The organism is Streptomyces sp. NBC_01190 (assembly GCF_045039895.1).
Taxonomy (GTDB): domain Bacteria; phylum Actinomycetota; class Actinomycetes; order Streptomycetales; family Streptomycetaceae; genus Actinacidiphila.
Map to the genome: position 1 here is coordinate 4,845,001 of NZ_CP108580.1, position 15,571 is coordinate 4,860,571.

General features: G+C 69.1%; 14 protein-coding genes and 2 rRNA genes (1 of these 16 cut by a window edge). 12 read left to right on the forward strand and 4 right to left on the reverse strand.

Annotated features, from left to right (window positions below; translation table 11 throughout):
• The 3 genes from OG519_RS20220 to OG519_RS20230 form a co-directional block, all read left to right on the forward strand.
• Positions 1–2,097: ribosomal RNA gene (locus tag OG519_RS20220) — 23S ribosomal RNA — on the forward strand (it extends 1,031 nt beyond the left edge of the window).
• Between the two features lie 92 nt (positions 2,098–2,189).
• Positions 2,190–2,306, forward strand: a 5S ribosomal RNA gene (gene rrf, locus OG519_RS20225).
• A gap of 84 nt (positions 2,307–2,390) precedes the next feature.
• The gene (locus tag OG519_RS20230) at positions 2,391–3,038 is read left to right on the forward strand and encodes an HAD family hydrolase (protein ID WP_405585783.1); all 648 of its coding nucleotides are present in this window, start codon (positions 2,391–2,393) and stop codon (positions 3,036–3,038) included.
• Here the strand turns inward: OG519_RS20230 and OG519_RS20235 are convergent.
• On the reverse strand, positions 3,035–3,766 hold the full coding sequence (locus OG519_RS20235; RefSeq protein ID WP_405585784.1) for an SDR family oxidoreductase: 732 nt from the start codon (positions 3,764–3,766) through the stop codon (positions 3,035–3,037). The two genes, OG519_RS20230 and OG519_RS20235, sit on opposite strands and share 4 nt — an antisense overlap.
• 188 nt (positions 3,767–3,954) lie before the next feature.
• On the opposite strand from OG519_RS20235, the gene OG519_RS20240 reads away from it, so the two are divergent.
• The 7 genes from OG519_RS20240 to OG519_RS20270 all read left to right on the forward strand — a co-directional run bounded on the left by OG519_RS20240 (position 3,955) and on the right by OG519_RS20270 (position 10,358).
• The gene (locus OG519_RS20240) at positions 3,955–5,229 is read left to right on the forward strand and encodes an MFS transporter (RefSeq protein WP_405585787.1); all 1,275 of its coding nucleotides are present in this window, start codon (positions 3,955–3,957) and stop codon (positions 5,227–5,229) included.
• Positions 5,198–6,370 carry an acetoin utilization protein AcuC gene (locus OG519_RS20245; protein ID WP_405585790.1) on the forward strand — a complete coding sequence of 391 codons (1,173 nt, stop codon included), beginning with the start codon at positions 5,198–5,200 and terminating at the stop codon, positions 6,368–6,370. Before OG519_RS20240 ends, OG519_RS20245 begins: the two co-directional genes overlap by 32 nt.
• A gap of 125 nt (positions 6,371–6,495) precedes the next feature.
• Positions 6,496–7,320, forward strand: a complete 825-nt coding sequence (locus OG519_RS20250) for a phosphatase (protein ID WP_405585792.1) — start codon at positions 6,496–6,498, stop codon at positions 7,318–7,320.
• Between the two features lie 127 nt (positions 7,321–7,447).
• Positions 7,448–7,660 (forward strand): helix-turn-helix domain-containing protein, encoded by a 213-nt coding sequence (locus tag OG519_RS20255; RefSeq protein WP_405585795.1) that lies wholly within the window; start codon positions 7,448–7,450, stop codon positions 7,658–7,660.
• Positions 7,661–7,797: 137 nt separating this feature from the next.
• Positions 7,798–7,896: a 30S ribosomal protein bS22 gene (locus tag OG519_RS20260; RefSeq protein WP_003948845.1), complete on the forward strand. Its 99-nt coding sequence runs from the start codon at positions 7,798–7,800 to the stop codon at positions 7,894–7,896.
• 154 nt (positions 7,897–8,050) lie between these two features.
• Complete coding sequence (locus tag OG519_RS20265) at positions 8,051–9,097, forward strand: NAD-dependent epimerase/dehydratase family protein (RefSeq protein ID WP_405585798.1); 1,047 nt, start codon at positions 8,051–8,053, stop codon at positions 9,095–9,097.
• Positions 9,098–9,149: 52 nt separating this feature from the next.
• A complete protein-coding gene (locus OG519_RS20270) occupies positions 9,150–10,358 on the forward strand; it encodes a lysophospholipid acyltransferase family protein (RefSeq protein ID WP_405585800.1) in 1,209 nt (402 codons plus the stop codon).
• A gap of 72 nt (positions 10,359–10,430) precedes the next feature.
• Here OG519_RS20270 and OG519_RS20275 read toward each other — a convergent pair whose 3' ends face one another.
• From OG519_RS20275 to OG519_RS20285, 3 genes are all read right to left on the reverse strand, one after another.
• Entirely contained in the window at positions 10,431–11,789 is a 1,359-nt protein-coding gene (locus tag OG519_RS20275; protein ID WP_405585803.1) for a DUF5667 domain-containing protein, read from the reverse strand.
• A gap of 204 nt (positions 11,790–11,993) precedes the next feature.
• Positions 11,994–12,812: an ECF subfamily RNA polymerase sigma factor, BldN family gene (locus tag OG519_RS20280; protein WP_405585805.1), complete on the reverse strand. Its 819-nt coding sequence runs from the start codon at positions 12,810–12,812 to the stop codon at positions 11,994–11,996.
• Positions 12,813–13,229: 417 nt separating this feature from the next.
• A complete protein-coding gene (locus OG519_RS20285; RefSeq protein ID WP_405585808.1) occupies positions 13,230–14,240 on the reverse strand; it encodes an HAD family hydrolase in 1,011 nt (336 codons plus the stop codon).
• 83 nt (positions 14,241–14,323) lie between these two features.
• Here OG519_RS20285 and OG519_RS20290 point away from each other — a divergent pair, with 83 nt between their 5' ends.
• Together OG519_RS20290 and OG519_RS20295 are read left to right on the forward strand one after the other, a co-directional pair.
• Positions 14,324–14,683 carry a glutaredoxin family protein gene (locus OG519_RS20290; protein ID WP_405585811.1) on the forward strand — a complete coding sequence of 120 codons (360 nt, stop codon included), beginning with the start codon at positions 14,324–14,326 and terminating at the stop codon, positions 14,681–14,683.
• 123 nt (positions 14,684–14,806) lie between these two features.
• Positions 14,807–15,499: an exonuclease domain-containing protein gene (locus OG519_RS20295; RefSeq protein ID WP_405585814.1), complete on the forward strand. Its 693-nt coding sequence runs from the start codon at positions 14,807–14,809 to the stop codon at positions 15,497–15,499.
• Positions 15,500–15,571 lie beyond the last annotated feature (72 nt).

Genomic DNA, 15,571 nt, shown 5'->3' on the forward strand with positions numbered 1-15,571 from the left:
TAAGTGAGAGCGCGGCAGTGAGACTGTGGGGGATAAGCTCCATGGTCGAGAGGGAAACAGCCCAGAGCATCGACTAAGGCCCCTAAGCGTACGCTAAGTGGGAAAGGATGTGGAGTCGCAGAGACAACCAGGAGGTTGGCTTAGAAGCAGCCACCCTTGAAAGAGTGCGTAATAGCTCACTGGTCAAGTGATTCCGCGCCGACAATGTAGCGGGGCTCAAGCGTACCGCCGAAGTCGTGTCATTCGTATGTTAAGCCCCAACGGGTGTACGGATGGGTAGGGGAGCGTCGTGTGCCGGGTGAAGCCGCCGCGTAAGCGAGTGGTGGACGGTTCACGAGTGAGAATGCAGGCATGAGTAGCGATACAAGAGTGGGAAACTCTTGCGCCGATTGACTAAGGGTTCCTGGGTCAAGCTGATCTGCCCAGGGTAAGTCGGGACCTAAGGCGAGGCCGACAGGCGTAGTCGATGGACAACCGGTTGATATTCCGGTACCCGCTTTGGAACGCCCAGTACTGAATCTTCTGATGCTAAGGCCGTGAAGCCGCCTTTGATCTCTTCGGAGTGATGGGGAGTGGTGGAGCCGCTGACCCGATGGGGTAGTAGGTAAGCGATGGGGTGACGCAGGAAGGTAGTCCAGCCCGGGCGGTGGTTGTCCCGGGGTAAGGGTGTAGGACGTGTGGTAGGTAAATCCGCCGCACTTGTGTCTGAGACCTGATGCCGAGCCGATTGTGGTGAAGTGGATGATCCTATGCTGTCGAGAAAAGCCTCTAGCGAGTTTCATGGCGGCCCGTACCCTAAACCGACTCAGGTGGTCAGGTAGAGAATACCGAGGCGTTCGGGTGAACTATGGTTAAGGAACTCGGCAAAATGCCCCCGTAACTTCGGGAGAAGGGGGGCCACGTCTGGTGATCATCTTTACGGTGTGAGCTGGGGGTGGCCGCAGAGACCAGCGAGAAGCGACTGTTTACTAAAAACACAGGTCCGTGCGAAGCCGTAAGGCGATGTATACGGACTGACGCCTGCCCGGTGCTGGAACGTTAAGGGGACCGGTTAGTCACATTTCGGTGTGGCGAGGCTGAGAACTTAAGCGCCAGTAAACGGCGGTGGTAACTATAACCATCCTAAGGTAGCGAAATTCCTTGTCGGGTAAGTTCCGACCTGCACGAATGGCGTAACGACTTCTCGACTGTCTCAACCATAGGCCCGGTGAAATTGCACTACGAGTAAAGATGCTCGTTTCGCGCAGCAGGACGGAAAGACCCCGGGACCTTTACTATAGCTTGATATTGGTGTTCGGTTCGGCTTGTGTAGGATAGGTGGGAGACTGTGAAGTCGCGGCGCCAGCCGTGGTGGAGTCATCGTTGAAATACCACTCTGGTCGTGCTGGATGTCTAACCTCGGTCCGTGATCCGGATCAGGGACAGTGTCTGGTGGGTAGTTTAACTGGGGCGGTTGCCTCCTAAAGGGTAACGGAGGCGCCCAAAGGTTCCCTCAGCCTGGTTGGCAATCAGGTGTTGAGTGTAAGTGCACAAGGGAGCTTGACTGTGAGACTGACGGGTCGAGCAGGTACGAAAGTAGGGACTAGTGATCCGGCGGTGGCTTGTGGAAGCGCCGTCGCTCAACGGATAAAAGGTACCCCGGGGATAACAGGCTGATCTTCCCCAAGAGTCCATATCGACGGGATGGTTTGGCACCTCGATGTCGGCTCGTCGCATCCTGGGGCTGGAGTCGGTCCCAAGGGTTGGGCTGTTCGCCCATTAAAGCGGTACGCGAGCTGGGTTTAGAACGTCGTGAGACAGTTCGGTCCCTATCCGCTGCGCGCGTTGGAGTCTTGAGAAGGGCTGTCCCTAGTACGAGAGGACCGGGACGGACGGACCTCTGGTGTGCCAGTTGTTCTGCCAAGGGCATGGCTGGTTGGCTACGTTCGGGAGGGATAACCGCTGAAAGCATCTAAGCGGGAAGCCTGCTTCGAGATGAGGACTCCCACCCACTTGATGGGGTAAGGCTCCCAGTAGACGACTGGGTTGATAGGCCGGATGTGGAAGCCCAGTAATGGGTGGAGCTGACCGGTACTAATAGGCCGAGGGCTTGTCCATGTTTGCTCGCGTCCACTGTGTGGTTCTGAAACAATCAGCCACCACCCCCCTGTGAGGGATTCTCTCCGGGGTTGGTGTGTGTTTCATGGTGTTTCGGTGGTCATAGCGTTAGGGAAACGCCCGGTTACATTCCGAACCCGGAAGCTAAGCCTTTCAGCGCCGATGGTACTGCAGGGGGGACCCTGTGGGAGAGTAGGACACCGCCGAACAAATATTGAGAAAATGCCTCGGCCCCCGTGCTCAGCACGGGGGCCGAGGCATTTCTGCGTTGGGTGCCCAGGTATCGTGCGCCTGTGAAGTACGAGCTGGTCATCTTCGACAACGACGGCGTCCTGGTGGACAGCGAGCCGATCTCCAACCAGATCCTGGCCGGCTATCTCACCGAGCTGGGTCACCCGACCACGTACGAGGACTCGATCCGCGACTTCATGGGCGCGGCTGTGCACCGGGTCCATGAGGTGATCCAGGAGCGCTTCGGGCGCCGCCTGCCCGAGGACTTCGACACGGCGTATCACGCCCGGGTGTTCGCTGCGTTCGAGCGGGAGCTGGCGCCGGTGGACGGCGTGGCCGACGTACTGGAGAAGCTGACGTCGGCGGGAGTGCCGTACTGCCTGGCCTCGTCCGGGACGCATGAGCGGATCCGGGTCGCGCTGCGGAAGACCGGCCTCTATGAACTCTTCGACGAGGCGCGGATCTTCTCGGCGCAGGACGTCGGGCGCGGCAAACCGGCACCGGATCTCTTCCTCCATGCCGCCCGCACCATGGGTGTGCCGCCGGAGCGTTGCGCGGTGGTCGAAGACAGCCCCCTCGGCGTCGAAGCGGCCCGCGCGGCCGGTATGGACGTCTTCGGCTTCACCGCGATGACCCCGCCGGCCAAGCTCAAGCACACGACCGCCCTCTTCGCCGCCATGCCGGCCCTCCCTGATCTGCTTGGGCGCTAATTCAGCCAGTCGGCATAGCGGGTGGCGGCGATGCGGGCGCCGTTCTTGGCGATGAGGACGTCGCCGTGGACCGCACCGAACATGCCGGCGCTGTCATCGAGGGTCACCGAGCGCTTGTCCCCTTTTGCGGCGAGCGTGATCCGGCCCAGTTCGTCCAGCGCGTACACATCGGGTCCCGCGACGTCGAGCGTGCCGTTCAGGGGTGTGCCGGCCGCGACCTCGGCGACGGCCGCGGCGACGTCCGCCGCGGCGATCGGCTGAATCGGGGTCCGGGGCAGCCGGACGGTGTCCCCGTCGGTGGTCCAGGCCAGGGCGTCGTCCATGAACTCCATGAACTGGGTGGCACGGACGATGGAGTAGGGGACCCCGCCGGCCTTGAGCAGGTCCTCCTGAAGCATCTTCGCGCGGTAGTAGACGAGTTCGGGCACCTGGTCGACGCCGACGATGGACAGGATGACGAAGTGCCCGGTTCCGGCCCGCCGCGCCGCGGCCAGCAGGTTGTCCATGGAGGTCTGGAAGAACGCGGTGGAGGCGTCGTCGAAGGTCGGCGAGTTCGACAGGTTGACGACCACGTCCGCGTCGACGAGCGCGGCGTGCACGCCCTTGCCCGTGAGGAGGTCGACGCCGGTGCGGAGCGAGTGCGGTACCGCCTCGTGTCCGGCCGCCTTGAGGTTGGTCACGACCTTCGATCCGATCAGCCCGGTCCCGCCGATGACTGCGATCTTCATGGCATGTCCTGCCCTTCCTCGATGATCTTCGATGGCTTCTGTCCTTTATAGGGCTTATGAACTCCGCGGGGCCGGTACGAATCTCCGGCACCCGGTGGAAGGGTGGCCGAAGCCCGGCTGAGGATCGGCGGAAATCGTCGGCTCGCGGACCTACTCATCCGTAGCTTCGGCCCCTACGCTGCTCGCTCATGGATGACGCTCGGCTGGGGAGCGAGTCGCCGGTGCTGCGTCGCGGGCGGACCGCTCTAGGGGTGAGTTTCTTCGCCCAGGGCGCGCTTTTCGCGCTGCTCGTCACCCGGATTCCGGCCATTCAGGACCGGTACGGGATCGGCGACGGACTGCTGCCGGTTTTTCTCGCCGCGGTGCCCGTCCTCGCGGGCGCGGGCAGCGTAGCGACGGAGCAGCTCGTCAAGCGGGTGCGGCCGAGTGTGGTGCTGCGCTGGGCGCAGCCGGCGGTGGGGCTGGTGCTCGCGGGGCTCGGGGCCGGGGACCGGCTGTGGGTGGCGGCGGTGACGCTGGCGCTGTTCGGGGTGTGCGTGGGCGCTTTGGACGCCTCGATGAACATGCTCGGGGTGAGCCTTCAGCGGTCGTACGGGAAGAGCATCATGCTCGGCTTCCACGCCGCGTACAGCCTTGGCGGCATCATCGGGGCGTCGCTCGCGTGGTCGGGGGCGCACTGGCACTTCGGGCTGTTCACGCTCTACGGGTCGGCGGCGGTGGTGCTGGTCCCGCTGACGCTGACCGCCAGCCGCTGGTACCGGGACCAGGAGCCGGCCGACGGCGCCGGCCCGGTGGCGGCGGGGGCCGCCGTCCAGGCGCCCGTGGTCCAGCTGCCCGCGCCCGCCTCGGTGAACGCCGGGCAGCAGGTGGTGATGCGGCTGCTGCTGCCGCTCTGCCTGGTGATGGCGTTCGCGTACATCGGGGACTCGACGGTCTCCAACTGGAGCGCGAAGTACCTCCAGGACGTCCTGCACAGCTCCGAGCAGTTGTCGACGGTCCCTTACGCGGTCTACATGGTGACGACGCTGATCGGCCGCTCGGTGGGGGACTTCGGGGTGCGGCGGTTCGGGGCCGCGCCCGTGGTCCGGCTGGGTACGGTGCTGGCCATGGCGGGCTTCGCGGTGGTGGCGGTGGCGCCCGGGGCGTGGGTGGGCATGCTGGGTTTCACGCTGCTGGGGTTCGGGCTGTGTGTGATCGTGCCGCAGACGTTCGCGGCGGCCGGGCGGATGTTCCCCGGTGCCTCGGACGCGGCGATAGCACGGCTGAACATCTTCAACTACGTGGGGTTCCTGGTGGGTTCCCCGCTGGTGGGGGCGCTCGGCGACGCGTGGAGTTACCGGGGGGCGATGGTGGTGCCGCTGGTGCTGGTGGGGGCGACGTTGCGTTACGCCGGATCCTTTGAGACAGGGCCGGTTGGGTACGGTGTCGGCCATGAGCGGCCGCGCACAGTTGATGTGGGATGAGCAGGTAACGCAGTACGACTTCGGTCCTGGTCATCCGATGGACCCGGTGCGGCTCGCCCTCACCAGGAGCCTGGTCAGGGCGTTCGGCCTCGATGGCGCCCTCGCGGTGGTGGCGGCGCCGGCCGCCGGGGAGTCGACGCTGGCGCTGGTGCACCGGGCCGATTACCTGGCCGCCGTGCGGGCGGCGTCGGCGGAGCCGGGGGCGGCGGATCTGTCGTACGGGATCGGGACGGCGGACAATCCGGCCTTCGCCGGGATGCACGAGGCGTCGGCGCTGATCGCGGGCCTTTCGGTGGGGGCGGCCGAGGCGGTGTGGCGGGGGGATGTCGTGCACGCGGTCAATTTCACCGGCGGGCTGCATCACGCGATGCCTTCCGGGGCGGCCGGCTTCTGTGTCTACAACGACGCGGCGCTCGCGGTGGCACGGCTGTTGGAGCTGGGGGCCGAGCGGGTGGCCTACGTCGATGTGGACGTGCACCACGGCGACGGGGTCCAGACGGTGTTCTGGGACGACCCCCGGGTGCTGACGATCTCGCTGCACGAGCACCCGAGGACGCTCTTTCCGCAGACGGGGTACCCGGAGGAGACGGGCGGTCCGGCGGCGGAGGGCGGCGCGGTGAATGTGGCGCTGCCGCCGGGTACCGGTGACGCGGGGTGGCTGCGGGCCTTCCACGCGGTGGTGCCGGAGTTGGTGGCGGCGTTCCGGCCGCAGGTCGTGGTGTCGCAGCACGGGACCGACACCCATTTCGAGGACCCGCTGGCTCATCTGGCGGTGTCGCTGGACGCGCAGCGGCTGGTGGCGGAGGCGTGTCATGAGCTGGCGCACGAGCACGCGGCGGGGCGGTGGGTCGCGCTCGGCGGCGGGGGTTACGCGGTCACCGATGTGGTGCCCAGGTCCTGGACGCACCTGGTGGCCATCGCGGCCGGGGTGCCGATCGCGCCGGAGACGCTGGTGCCCGAGGACTGGCGGCACGAGGTGTACGCCAGGACGCGGGCGACGGCGCCGCTGCGGATGACGGACGGGCGGCAGCCGCGCTGGTCCGGTTTCGAGGAGGCGGGCTACGACCCGGCGGACCGGCTCGACCAGGCGGTCCTCGCCACCCGGCGGGCGGTCTTCCCGCTGCACGGCCTGCTGCCGTGAATGCCGCTGTAGCGGCGCGGCCGTCCATGCCTTCGGCTGATGCGCCGGCCGGTGTCCGTCACTCGGTCGAGGGGTATTTCCGGATTTGGTCGCTGTGAGCGGGCGGCGGTCGGCAGGATCGGGGGGTGGTGAGTGTCGGGGCGCTACGGGCGCACTTGGTGGACGCGAAGTTGGCCGGGCGGGTCGCGACGTCGCGGGAGAAGAGTCTGCGGAGCTATCGGCTGTTCGCGGCGCGTGATCCGCGGATGACGCTGGGCCTTGAGCCCGACGGGAAGTGGGGGGTCGAGGAGCTGCTCCGGCTGATGGCGGACCGCTGCGGGGTGTCGCCCGATCCGGAGCAGACCTCGGGCGAGGACGTGATCGACCCGGACTGCACGGTGGCGGCGCTCGACGCCTTCGCCGAGCGGCTGGGCCGGGCCGCCCACGACCGGCTCCCGGTGCTGCTGGGCACCGGACATCCACAACGCCTCCTCGGCTTCTACGCATCTCTGGCCGCCGCGCTGTCGGCGGCGGGGTGTGTGATCCTCACCCCCGCGTACGCCCCTGGCGTGGACATGCGCACAGAGTTCGGCGTACGCCGTCACCTGATTCGTTATGTCGGCGGTGTTGCGGTGGTACTCCCCGCGGAGGAGCGCGGTCCGGTTCCGGTGGCCGGCGGACCGGGGGTGCACACCCACTCACCGCTGCCGGTGAGAGCGGTGCTGGCGGCCGCCGCGGAGCAGGGTGGAGTGCTTCCTGCACTGGTGGTGGGGGACCACGGATTCATCTGCGGAGCTGGTCAGTTGGGGATTGAGGCGATCGGTCTGGCGGACGCCGACGACCCCGCGGTTTTCGTGGCGGAAGCGGAGGGCCGGGTGTCGGTCGCCGTACCCCTCGATGACGCCGTCCGCTCCGATTACTACCGCCCGCTGAGCCGTTACGTACTCAATCGGGCGTGGCTCGCACAGTAGTCAACCATTCGCAACTCCTCTTCCCCACTTGCATCATCCGCCCCTAATCTGTGGGGGAGCGCACATGCCTGTTTGAGCTGCCGGAGGGGAAGCCGGCGGCGTCATGTGCGGAAGGTTCAGGTGTGTCATGTCTGTAGCTGAAAGTCGGCCTCTGAACGAGGTCGTGTTCCTGACCGTCGCCGAAGTCGCTTCGGTCATGCGGGTCTCCAAGATGACGGTGTACCGCCTGGTGCACAGCGGTCATCTGCCGGCGATCCGTGTGGGCCGGTCCTTCCGGGTTCCGGAGCAGGCCGTCCACGACTACCTCCGCGAGTCCTATGTGGGGGTGGAATCTGCCTGAGAAGGCCCGGTGACGGGCTGATGACCGACAGCGCCGGCCGTGGTTAGTCCCGCCCACTCGGGGCGGGTAGGCTAGGCCGACGTAGGTCGTGTGGGCTCGGACGCCCCGCACCGAGTGAAACCGAAGCGAGGGTAGTCGTGGGCTCTGTCATCAAGAAGCGGCGTAAGCGTATGGCCAAGAAGAAGCACCGCAAGCTTCTGAAGCGGACGCGCGTTCAGCGTCGCAACAAGAAGTAAGCCGGCTGTACGTCGCCGCTCCTCCTGCCCCTCTCCACAGTTCTCCTGGCCCACCATGGCTATGGGGACGCCGGAGGGGGGCAGTGGCATGTCCGGGGCGTGTCGGGTCGCGCCGTGACGATACGGTGGCCGCAACCCCTAGGAGGCGCTGAACGTGGGGAACGTCGGCAAGGTCGTCCTCGTCACCGGAGCCGCGCGGCTGCTCGGCGGCCGGTTCGTACGGCGGGTGCAGCGTGAGCCCGAGGTCGAACGGGTGATCGCGGTCGATGTGGAGCCGCCCGAGCACGACCTGGGGGACGCCGAGTTCATCCGGGCCGACATCCGGCAGCCGATGATCGGCAAGGTGCTGGCGCGGCGGTCCGTGGACACGGTGGTGCACCTGGATGTGAGCGGCACCCCGCTGGGCGCGGGCGGCCGCGGCCAGGCCAAGGAGACCAACGTCATCGGCACCATGCAGCTGCTGGGCGCCTGCCAGAAGGCGCCGACCGTACGGCGGCTGGTGGTCAAGTCCACCACCAGCGTCTACGGGGCCGCGCCGCGCGACCCGGCGGTCTTCACCGAGACGACCCCGGTGAAGTCGCTGCCCACCGGCGGCTTCGCCAAGGACGCGGTGGAGGTCGAGGGGTACGTACGGGGCTTCGCGCGGCGGCGGCCCGATGTGGCGGTCGCGGTGCTGCGGTTCGCCAACATCCTCGGGCCGAGCGCGGACACCCCGCTCGCCGAGTACTTCGGGCTGCCGGTGCTGCCGACGGTGTTCGGCTACGACCCCCGGCTCCAGTTCGCGCACGAGGACGACGTCATCGACGTGCTGCTGGTGGCCGCCACCGAAGCGCGGCGCGGCACGCTCAACAGCGGCACCTTCAATATCGCCGGGGACGGTGTGCTGCTGCTCTCGCAGACCGCCCGGCGGCTGGGCAAGCCGACCGTGCCGGTGCTGCTGCCGGCCGTCACCTGGGTGGGGCGGCTGCTGCGGACGGCCGGGGTCACCGACTTCTCGGCGGAGCAGATCCGGCTGCTGACCCACGGCAGGGTGGTGGACACGCGGGAAATGCGTGAGACGCTCGGTTTTGTGCCCACCTACAGCACCGCTGAGACGTTCCACGCCTTCGCCGCCAGTCGCGGGCCGGGACTGCTGCCGCCGGAGCGGATGGCGCGCACGGTGGACCGCCTGGCGGCGCGGGTCCCGGCCGACCGTGGGTGAGGACCCGATGACGGACGACGAGCAGCCCGCAGCGGTGGAAGGAGCAGGAACCATGGCGGACGCCAAGGTCATCCCGTTCGGCGACGACTCCCGGGCGCGCCGGAAGGGCGCCAGGACCCGCGCGGCGCGGGGCCGTCAGGATGCGGCGCCGCCCCGTACGCCCGCCGCGCCCGCGCCGGGGCAGCCGCCGCTGGTGTCGGTGCCTTCTGCGGCTTCTGCGGCTTCGGCGGGGGCGGCGGGGGCGGCGGGGGCGGAGTCGGCTGAGGGTCGCGGGGCGGGGATTCCCCCGCAGGGGGCGGCGGGCCGGGCCCAGCACAACGACGAGCGGGCCGCGGAAGGTGAGACGCCCATGGACGACGCCAGGACCGGGCCGCCGCCGTTGTCGGAGACGCTGGGCGCGGTCGCGGACCGGCTGCTCGGCGGGCCGTGGGAGCGGAAGGTGGCGTCGGGGCTCGCCTTCCTGCGGCGCCGGGTCACCGGGGATTACGAGGTGGACGAGTTCGGGTACGACGCCGAGCTGACCGACCAGGTGCTGATGTCGCTGCTGCGGCCGCTGTTCGAGAAGTATTTCCGGGTCGAGGTCAAGGGGATCGAGAACATCCCGGCCGAGGGCGGCGCGCTGGTGGTGTTCAACCACTCGGGGACGTTGCCGGTCGACGGGCTGATGGCGCAGGTCGCCGTGCACGACCACCATCCGGCCGGGCGGCACCTGCGGCTGCTCGCCGCGGACCTGGTCTTCGTGCTGCCGGTGATCAACGAGCTGGCCCGCAAGGCCGGGCACACGCTGGCCTGCACGGAGGACGCGCAGTCGCTGCTGGAGCGGGGGGAGGTGGTCGGGGTGATGCCCGAGGGCTTCAAGGGGCTCGGCAAGCCGTTCTCCGAGCGGTACAAGTTGCAGCGGTTCGGGCGGGGCGGTTTTGTGGCGACGGCGCTGAAGACGAGGGTGCCGATCATCCCGTGCTCGGTGGTGGGGGCGGAGGAGATCTATCCCATGCTGGGCAACTCCCGGACGCTCGCCCGGGTCTTCGGCATCCCCTACTTCCCGCTCACCCCCACCTTCCCCTGGCTGGGCCCGCTGGGCACGATCCCACTGCCGACCAAGTGGACGATCCAGTTCGGCACGCCGATCCCGACCGACCAGTACCCCGCGGAGGCGGCGGAGGACCCGATGCTGGTCTTCAACTTGACCGATCAGGTGCGGGAGACGATTCAGCACACGTTGTACGAGCTGCTGGTGAGTCGGCGGTCGGTGTTTTTCTGAGGCGGCACATGACGTAGCGGGCGGCTTCCCCTTGAGGGGGGAGCCGCCCGCTTTGGTTTGGGGGGGAGGGGGCTATTGGTCGGAGGGGTCGTCGTCGCTGGTGAGGCCGAGGCCGGGGAGGAGACCGGGGAGGAGCGGGGGGAGGATGATCGAGTGGTGGGGCGGAGTGGCTGTGTCGTCCGGGGTGGGGCTGGGGCTCGCGGATGGGCTTGTGGGGTCGAAGAGGTCGCCGGAGCCGCCGATGAGGCCGTTGGGGGCCGTCTCGGAGGGGCTGGGCGTCGCGGTGGTGTCCGCGCCGGGGCCGCCGGGCTCGATACCCGGGGTCGCCGAGGCGGACGGGGCCGCCGAGCCCGTACCCGAGGGCGAACTGCCCGTGCCACCGGACCCTGTACCGCCGTCGCGGGACGAGGACGACGGGGAGCCGCTCTCCTTCTGCCGGGGCAGCAACGACTGGAGCGGCGCGACCTCTTGGTCTATGGCCGCGAAGATCGAGCTGACCTGCTCGGACACATCGGTGAGCTGACTCGGCAGCTTCCCGCGAAGATCGCTCCAGCTCTGCCGGTGCGTCTGCGAGAAGGAGTTGAGCAGCTCGATCGGCTGGAGCGAGCCGTCCTCGTTGTACGCCTGGGTGAGCAGCCGGTGCCCCTCGGACGCCTCCTGATGCATACCGGACAGCGCCTTGCGGACGTCCTGGACCGACTCGTCGTCCAGGTGGCCGCCGCGCCCGCGGTCCATCAGCCGGCGGGCCTCCTGCATCCGGGTGGAGGCCATGTCGAGATAGACCTCGCCGCGGGAGGCGTCACCGCCCGCCATGTCGAGCTTGAGGTCCTCCATGCCGCGCTTGAGACCGTAGAGGTGGTCCCCGGGCAGCGCGTTGGTGCTGGCGGCGGCGATCCCGCCGAAGGCGCCGGCCGCGACGCCGACCGTGAGACCGCCGGCCGCGAGCCGCCGCGACAGCCGGGAGCGGGGCCCGAGCTTGCGCATCCGGTGGGCGCCCTGACCGCCGCCCTCACCGCGCTGCTCCGGCACGCGGCCGACGGCGCCGAAGCTGCCGTCGGCGATCGCCTGCTCCATCGCCGCGATGAGCTGGGCCCGTTGAACGGTCTTGCGCTCGGCGTCCATCACCGGCCGGGGCCGTGAGCTGAGGGCCGCCGCCAGCGCCAGCATGGCCGCCTGCTCGGGGTCGCCGCGCCGGGCGGCGGCATGCGCGCCGTGACCCGCACCGGCGTGGCCCGCACCGCCATGACCGCCGGCACCGCCATGCCCGGCCGAGCCCCCGTGCCCGCCGGCGCCCGGTGCGCCCCGGTCGTCCTCGGGGTCGCCGAAGCCGCGGGTGTCGTGCTCGCCGTCGGCGTCCTCGGGGACGGCCACGTCCTCAAGGGCCTGGGCGAAGGCGTTCGCCCGGCGGTGTGCCGTTGCCTGTCCGATCACGGGCGGCACCTCCTCTCGTCATCCACACTCGACTCCCCGTGCCGTCCGTAAGTTGCGCCCCCCGACGCTCTCCACCCGAACGGGTGAAAAGCGCTGACCGACGCGCGGCACCGGAGTGTCTGCATGTGTTGCAACGACCGCCGGTCCGGTTGGGTTACGCAGCTCTGATGACCGACCGGCGGCCGGATGGGGGACAACAGTTCCTCACCTGGCGTCTTCCGGCAACAGCCGAGCCAGCGTGCGTACCGCCCGGTATTGCAAGGTCTTGATGGCGCCCTCGTTCTTGCCCATCACCCGGGCCGTCTCGGCCACCGAGAGTCCCTGGAGGAAGCGCAGCGTCACGCACTCCTGCTGCTGCGGGTTGAGCTTGCGGACGGCGGTGAGCAGCGCCTCGTTGGAGAGCGACTCGAGCACCGAGTCCTCGGGGCTGCGCTCGACCTCATTGGCGTCGAGCATCTCGCCGGTGGTCACTTCGAGCCGGAACCGGCTCGACTTGAAGTGGTCGGCGACCAGGTTGCGGGCGATGGTGACGAGCCACGCGCCGAAGTCGCGGCCCTGCCAGGTGAAGGTGCCGATCCTGCGCAGGGCCCGCAGGAACGTCTCGCTGGTCAGGTCCTCGGCGGTCGCCTTGGAGCCGACCCGGTAGTAGATGTACCGGTAGACGGTGTCGCTGTAGTGGTCGTAGAGCCGGCCGAACGCCTCGGTCTCACCGTCCTGGGCGCGTTCGACCAGGTCCATCATCCGGCCGCTGTCGGTGTCGGAGGCCGGGCGCCTGGCGTGGGTGCCGGGGGCGCCAGGCGCGACGGCGGCGCCGGTGTGGTCGTGCTGGGCGGAGCCGTTGCGGGTGCGTCTGCCTGCGGTGGTGCTGACTTCGGCGAGGGCGTAAGCGGGGCCGGGGACGGTGGGACCGGGCGTGGCGAGGGCGGGCATGGCGTACGCGGGGACCGTGCGCATCAGGCGGTCGATCACCAGAGCGCGCAACGCAGCCAGGCCGGAGGTGTCAACCCCGTCGTGTGGGTACACGGGACTCCCAGAGGCAGAACTTCCATCACGTGCAGTACGGGACCATTCACTCGTCGTGGCGACGTGCGGGTACCGGAATGCGTCTGAGGAGAATAACGCTTCGTACAGGCGGCGCTACACCGAGTTGCTCAAATCGCCGTTTGCGTCACTTCCTGCACGGAAAAGCGATCGGTCAATTATCGAACAGCAGCCACTAGTTGACCACTTCTGCTCGTGAAGTGGTCGCGGAGAGAGCGTGTTGTGGCTGTGTGTCGAGCGGGGCGCGAGGGACCGGCACGCGCGGGTTGGGAGCCGTACCGACCCGTACCAAACCGTGCCGACCCGTAACGACCTGTAACGACCCGTAATGACACGGTCAGCGCGGTTCGTGGCCGGGGCCGCGGCCCGATGAGGCGGCGGCGCGGGCCATGGACGCGGTCAGCGCCGCCGGCGCTGGATCGCGATCCCGGCCAGCACCCCGCCGGTGACCGCGCCCATGCCCGCGGCGGCCGGCAGCCCGATCCGGACCGCCTTGCGGCCGGTGCGGTAGTCGCGCAGCCGCCACCCCTCGGCGCGCGCGTGCTTGCGCAGCCGGCTGTCGGGGTTGATCGCGTACGGGTGGCCGACCAGGGAGAGGATCGGGATGTCGTTGGCGGAGTCGCTGTAGGCGGCGCACCGCGACAGGTCCAGGTCCTCGGCGAGGGCCAGCGCCCTGACCGCCTCGGCCTTCGCCGGACCGTGCAGCGGCTCGCCGACCAGCCGGCCGGTGTAGACGCCGTCGACCGACTCGGCGACGGTGCCGAGCGCGCCGGTCAGGCCGAGCCGGCGGGCGATGATGGTGGCGGTCTCGACGGGCGCGGCGGTCACCAGCCAGACCCGCTGCCCGGCGTCCAGGTGGGCCTGGGCGAGGGCGCGGGTGCCGGGCCAGATCTTGCCGGCCATGTACTCGTCGTAGATCTCCTCGCCGATGGACATCAGTTCCTCGACGCGGTGGCCCTTGACGATGGACAGCGCGCTGTCCCGGGCGTCCTGCATGTGCTCGGGGTCCTCGGCGCCGGCCAGCCGGAAGTACGCCTGCTGCCAGGCGAACCGGACCAGGTCGCGCTTGTCGAAGAACTTCCGCTTGTACAGGCCCCGGCCGAAGTGGAAGAGGGCGGCGCCCTGCATCACGGTGTTGTCGAGGTCGAAGAAAGCGGCGGCGCGCGGGTCGCCGGCCACCGGGAACCTCGGTTCGCCGTGGCCGGCGGCGGACTCGGGTTCGCCGAGGTCGCCGAGATCACCGGGGGACCGCGGGACGGCGGTCTCCTGCGCCGGGTCCGGCACTTCAGGCAGCGGTTCCCCGGGGCGGACCTTCGTGGCGAGCGCGGCTTCGGCGGCGGCCTCGCCCGCGAGCACGCTCCGCTCGGTGGCGGGCGGCTTACGAGCGGTGAGCCATCTGGGTGCGGCCATAGCCCGAGCATAACCATCCGGGGCGGCGGAGCCGGAGCGCGGACTTTGCCGTCGACTGAACTCCACGCGTCACAATGGCGCACATGACGACTCCACCGGCGGGCAGTTCGCCCGGCACCCCCGCTCCGGCCGCCGAGGCACCTTCGGCCGCTCCTGCATCGGCGGCCCCCGCGCGCCCCACGGCCGCAGCCCGGACGGTGACCCTCATCGGCAAGCCCGGCTGCCACCTCTGCGACGACGCGCGGACCGTGGTGGCGAAGGTCGCCGCCGAGACCGGGGCGGCGGTGGAGGAGCGGGACATCACCCGCGAGCAGGACCTCTACGACCGTTACTGGGAGCAGATCCCGGTGGTCCTGGTCGACGGGGAGCAGCACACCTTCTGGCGGGTGGACGAACGCCGGCTCCGGGCCGCGCTCACCGGCCCTAACCGCGACCGCCGGTAACCGCACGTGAAATCGCGCACGAACGGTGTGATGTTTTACGACCGTTACCTCCGCTCGCACGTATTCGATTAGCATCGAGGGCGATTTGTACACCCCGGGGGCGATGCGGAGGAGTGTGGCCACGTGCTCTCGGGTCTCTCGGGTTCCCCGGGCCTCTCGGGCCTCTCGGGCCGAACCACCGACACGTACGGCTATGCCGTGGTGGACCTGGAGGCGACCGGTTCGTCCTCGCGCCGGCACCGGGTGATCGAGCTCGCCGTGGTCCTGCTGGACCGCGATCTTGAGCCGCAGGGCGAATTCGCCACCCTGGTCGACCCGCAGGGCGCGGTCGGGCCCACCCACATCCACGGCATCGAGCCGGAACACCTGGCCGGCGCGCCCCGGTTCGCCGGGATCGCGGCCCGGCTGCTCGCGCTGCTGCGCGGCCGGGTGCTGGTCGGCCACAACGTGGGCTGTGAGCGGGCGTTCCTGGCCGCTGAGTACGCGCGGGTGGGGGTGCGGCTGCCGGCGATGCCGGAGGTGTGCACGATGCGGCTGTCCGGGCCGGACGGGCCGAGCCTGCGCGTGTGCGCCGCCGCCGCGGGCGTCACCGACTGGAGCCCGCACACCGCGCTCGGTGACGCCCGCGCCACCGCCGCCGTCCTCGCGGCCCGCGTGGCCGGGGGCGCCGGCTTCGCCGCGGAGCTGGGCGCGGCGGCCGCGCTGCGCTGGCCGAAGCCCGCCGCGGTGCTCGCCGCGGCCGACGCGCTGTGGGTGAGCCGGGGCAACGATCCCGCCCGCCGGGCCGTGCCCATGATCCGTCCGGAACACGCGTGATGCCGGTCACTTCGGCGGTGCAAATCGGACACCATCTTTGTGCACGCGTTCACAAAGACATAGCCTGGCGTC

Coding starts and splice junctions, on each gene's coding strand:
- OG519_RS20270 (WP_405585800.1), top strand. CDS start 9,150: ATGGCGGACGCCAAGGTCATCCCGTTCGGCGACGACTCCCGGGCGCGC.
- OG519_RS20290 (WP_405585811.1), top strand. CDS start 14,324: ATGACGACTCCACCGGCGGGCAGTTCGCCCGGCACCCCCGCTCCGGCC.
- OG519_RS20240 (WP_405585787.1), top strand. CDS start 3,955: ATGGATGACGCTCGGCTGGGGAGCGAGTCGCCGGTGCTGCGTCGCGGG.
- OG519_RS20255 (WP_405585795.1), top strand. CDS start 7,448: ATGTCTGTAGCTGAAAGTCGGCCTCTGAACGAGGTCGTGTTCCTGACC.
- OG519_RS20285 (WP_405585808.1), bottom strand. CDS start 14,240: ATGGCCGCACCCAGATGGCTCACCGCTCGTAAGCCGCCCGCCACCGAG.
- OG519_RS20235 (WP_405585784.1), bottom strand. CDS start 3,766: ATGAAGATCGCAGTCATCGGCGGGACCGGGCTGATCGGATCGAAGGTC.
- OG519_RS20245 (WP_405585790.1), top strand. CDS start 5,198: ATGAGCGGCCGCGCACAGTTGATGTGGGATGAGCAGGTAACGCAGTAC.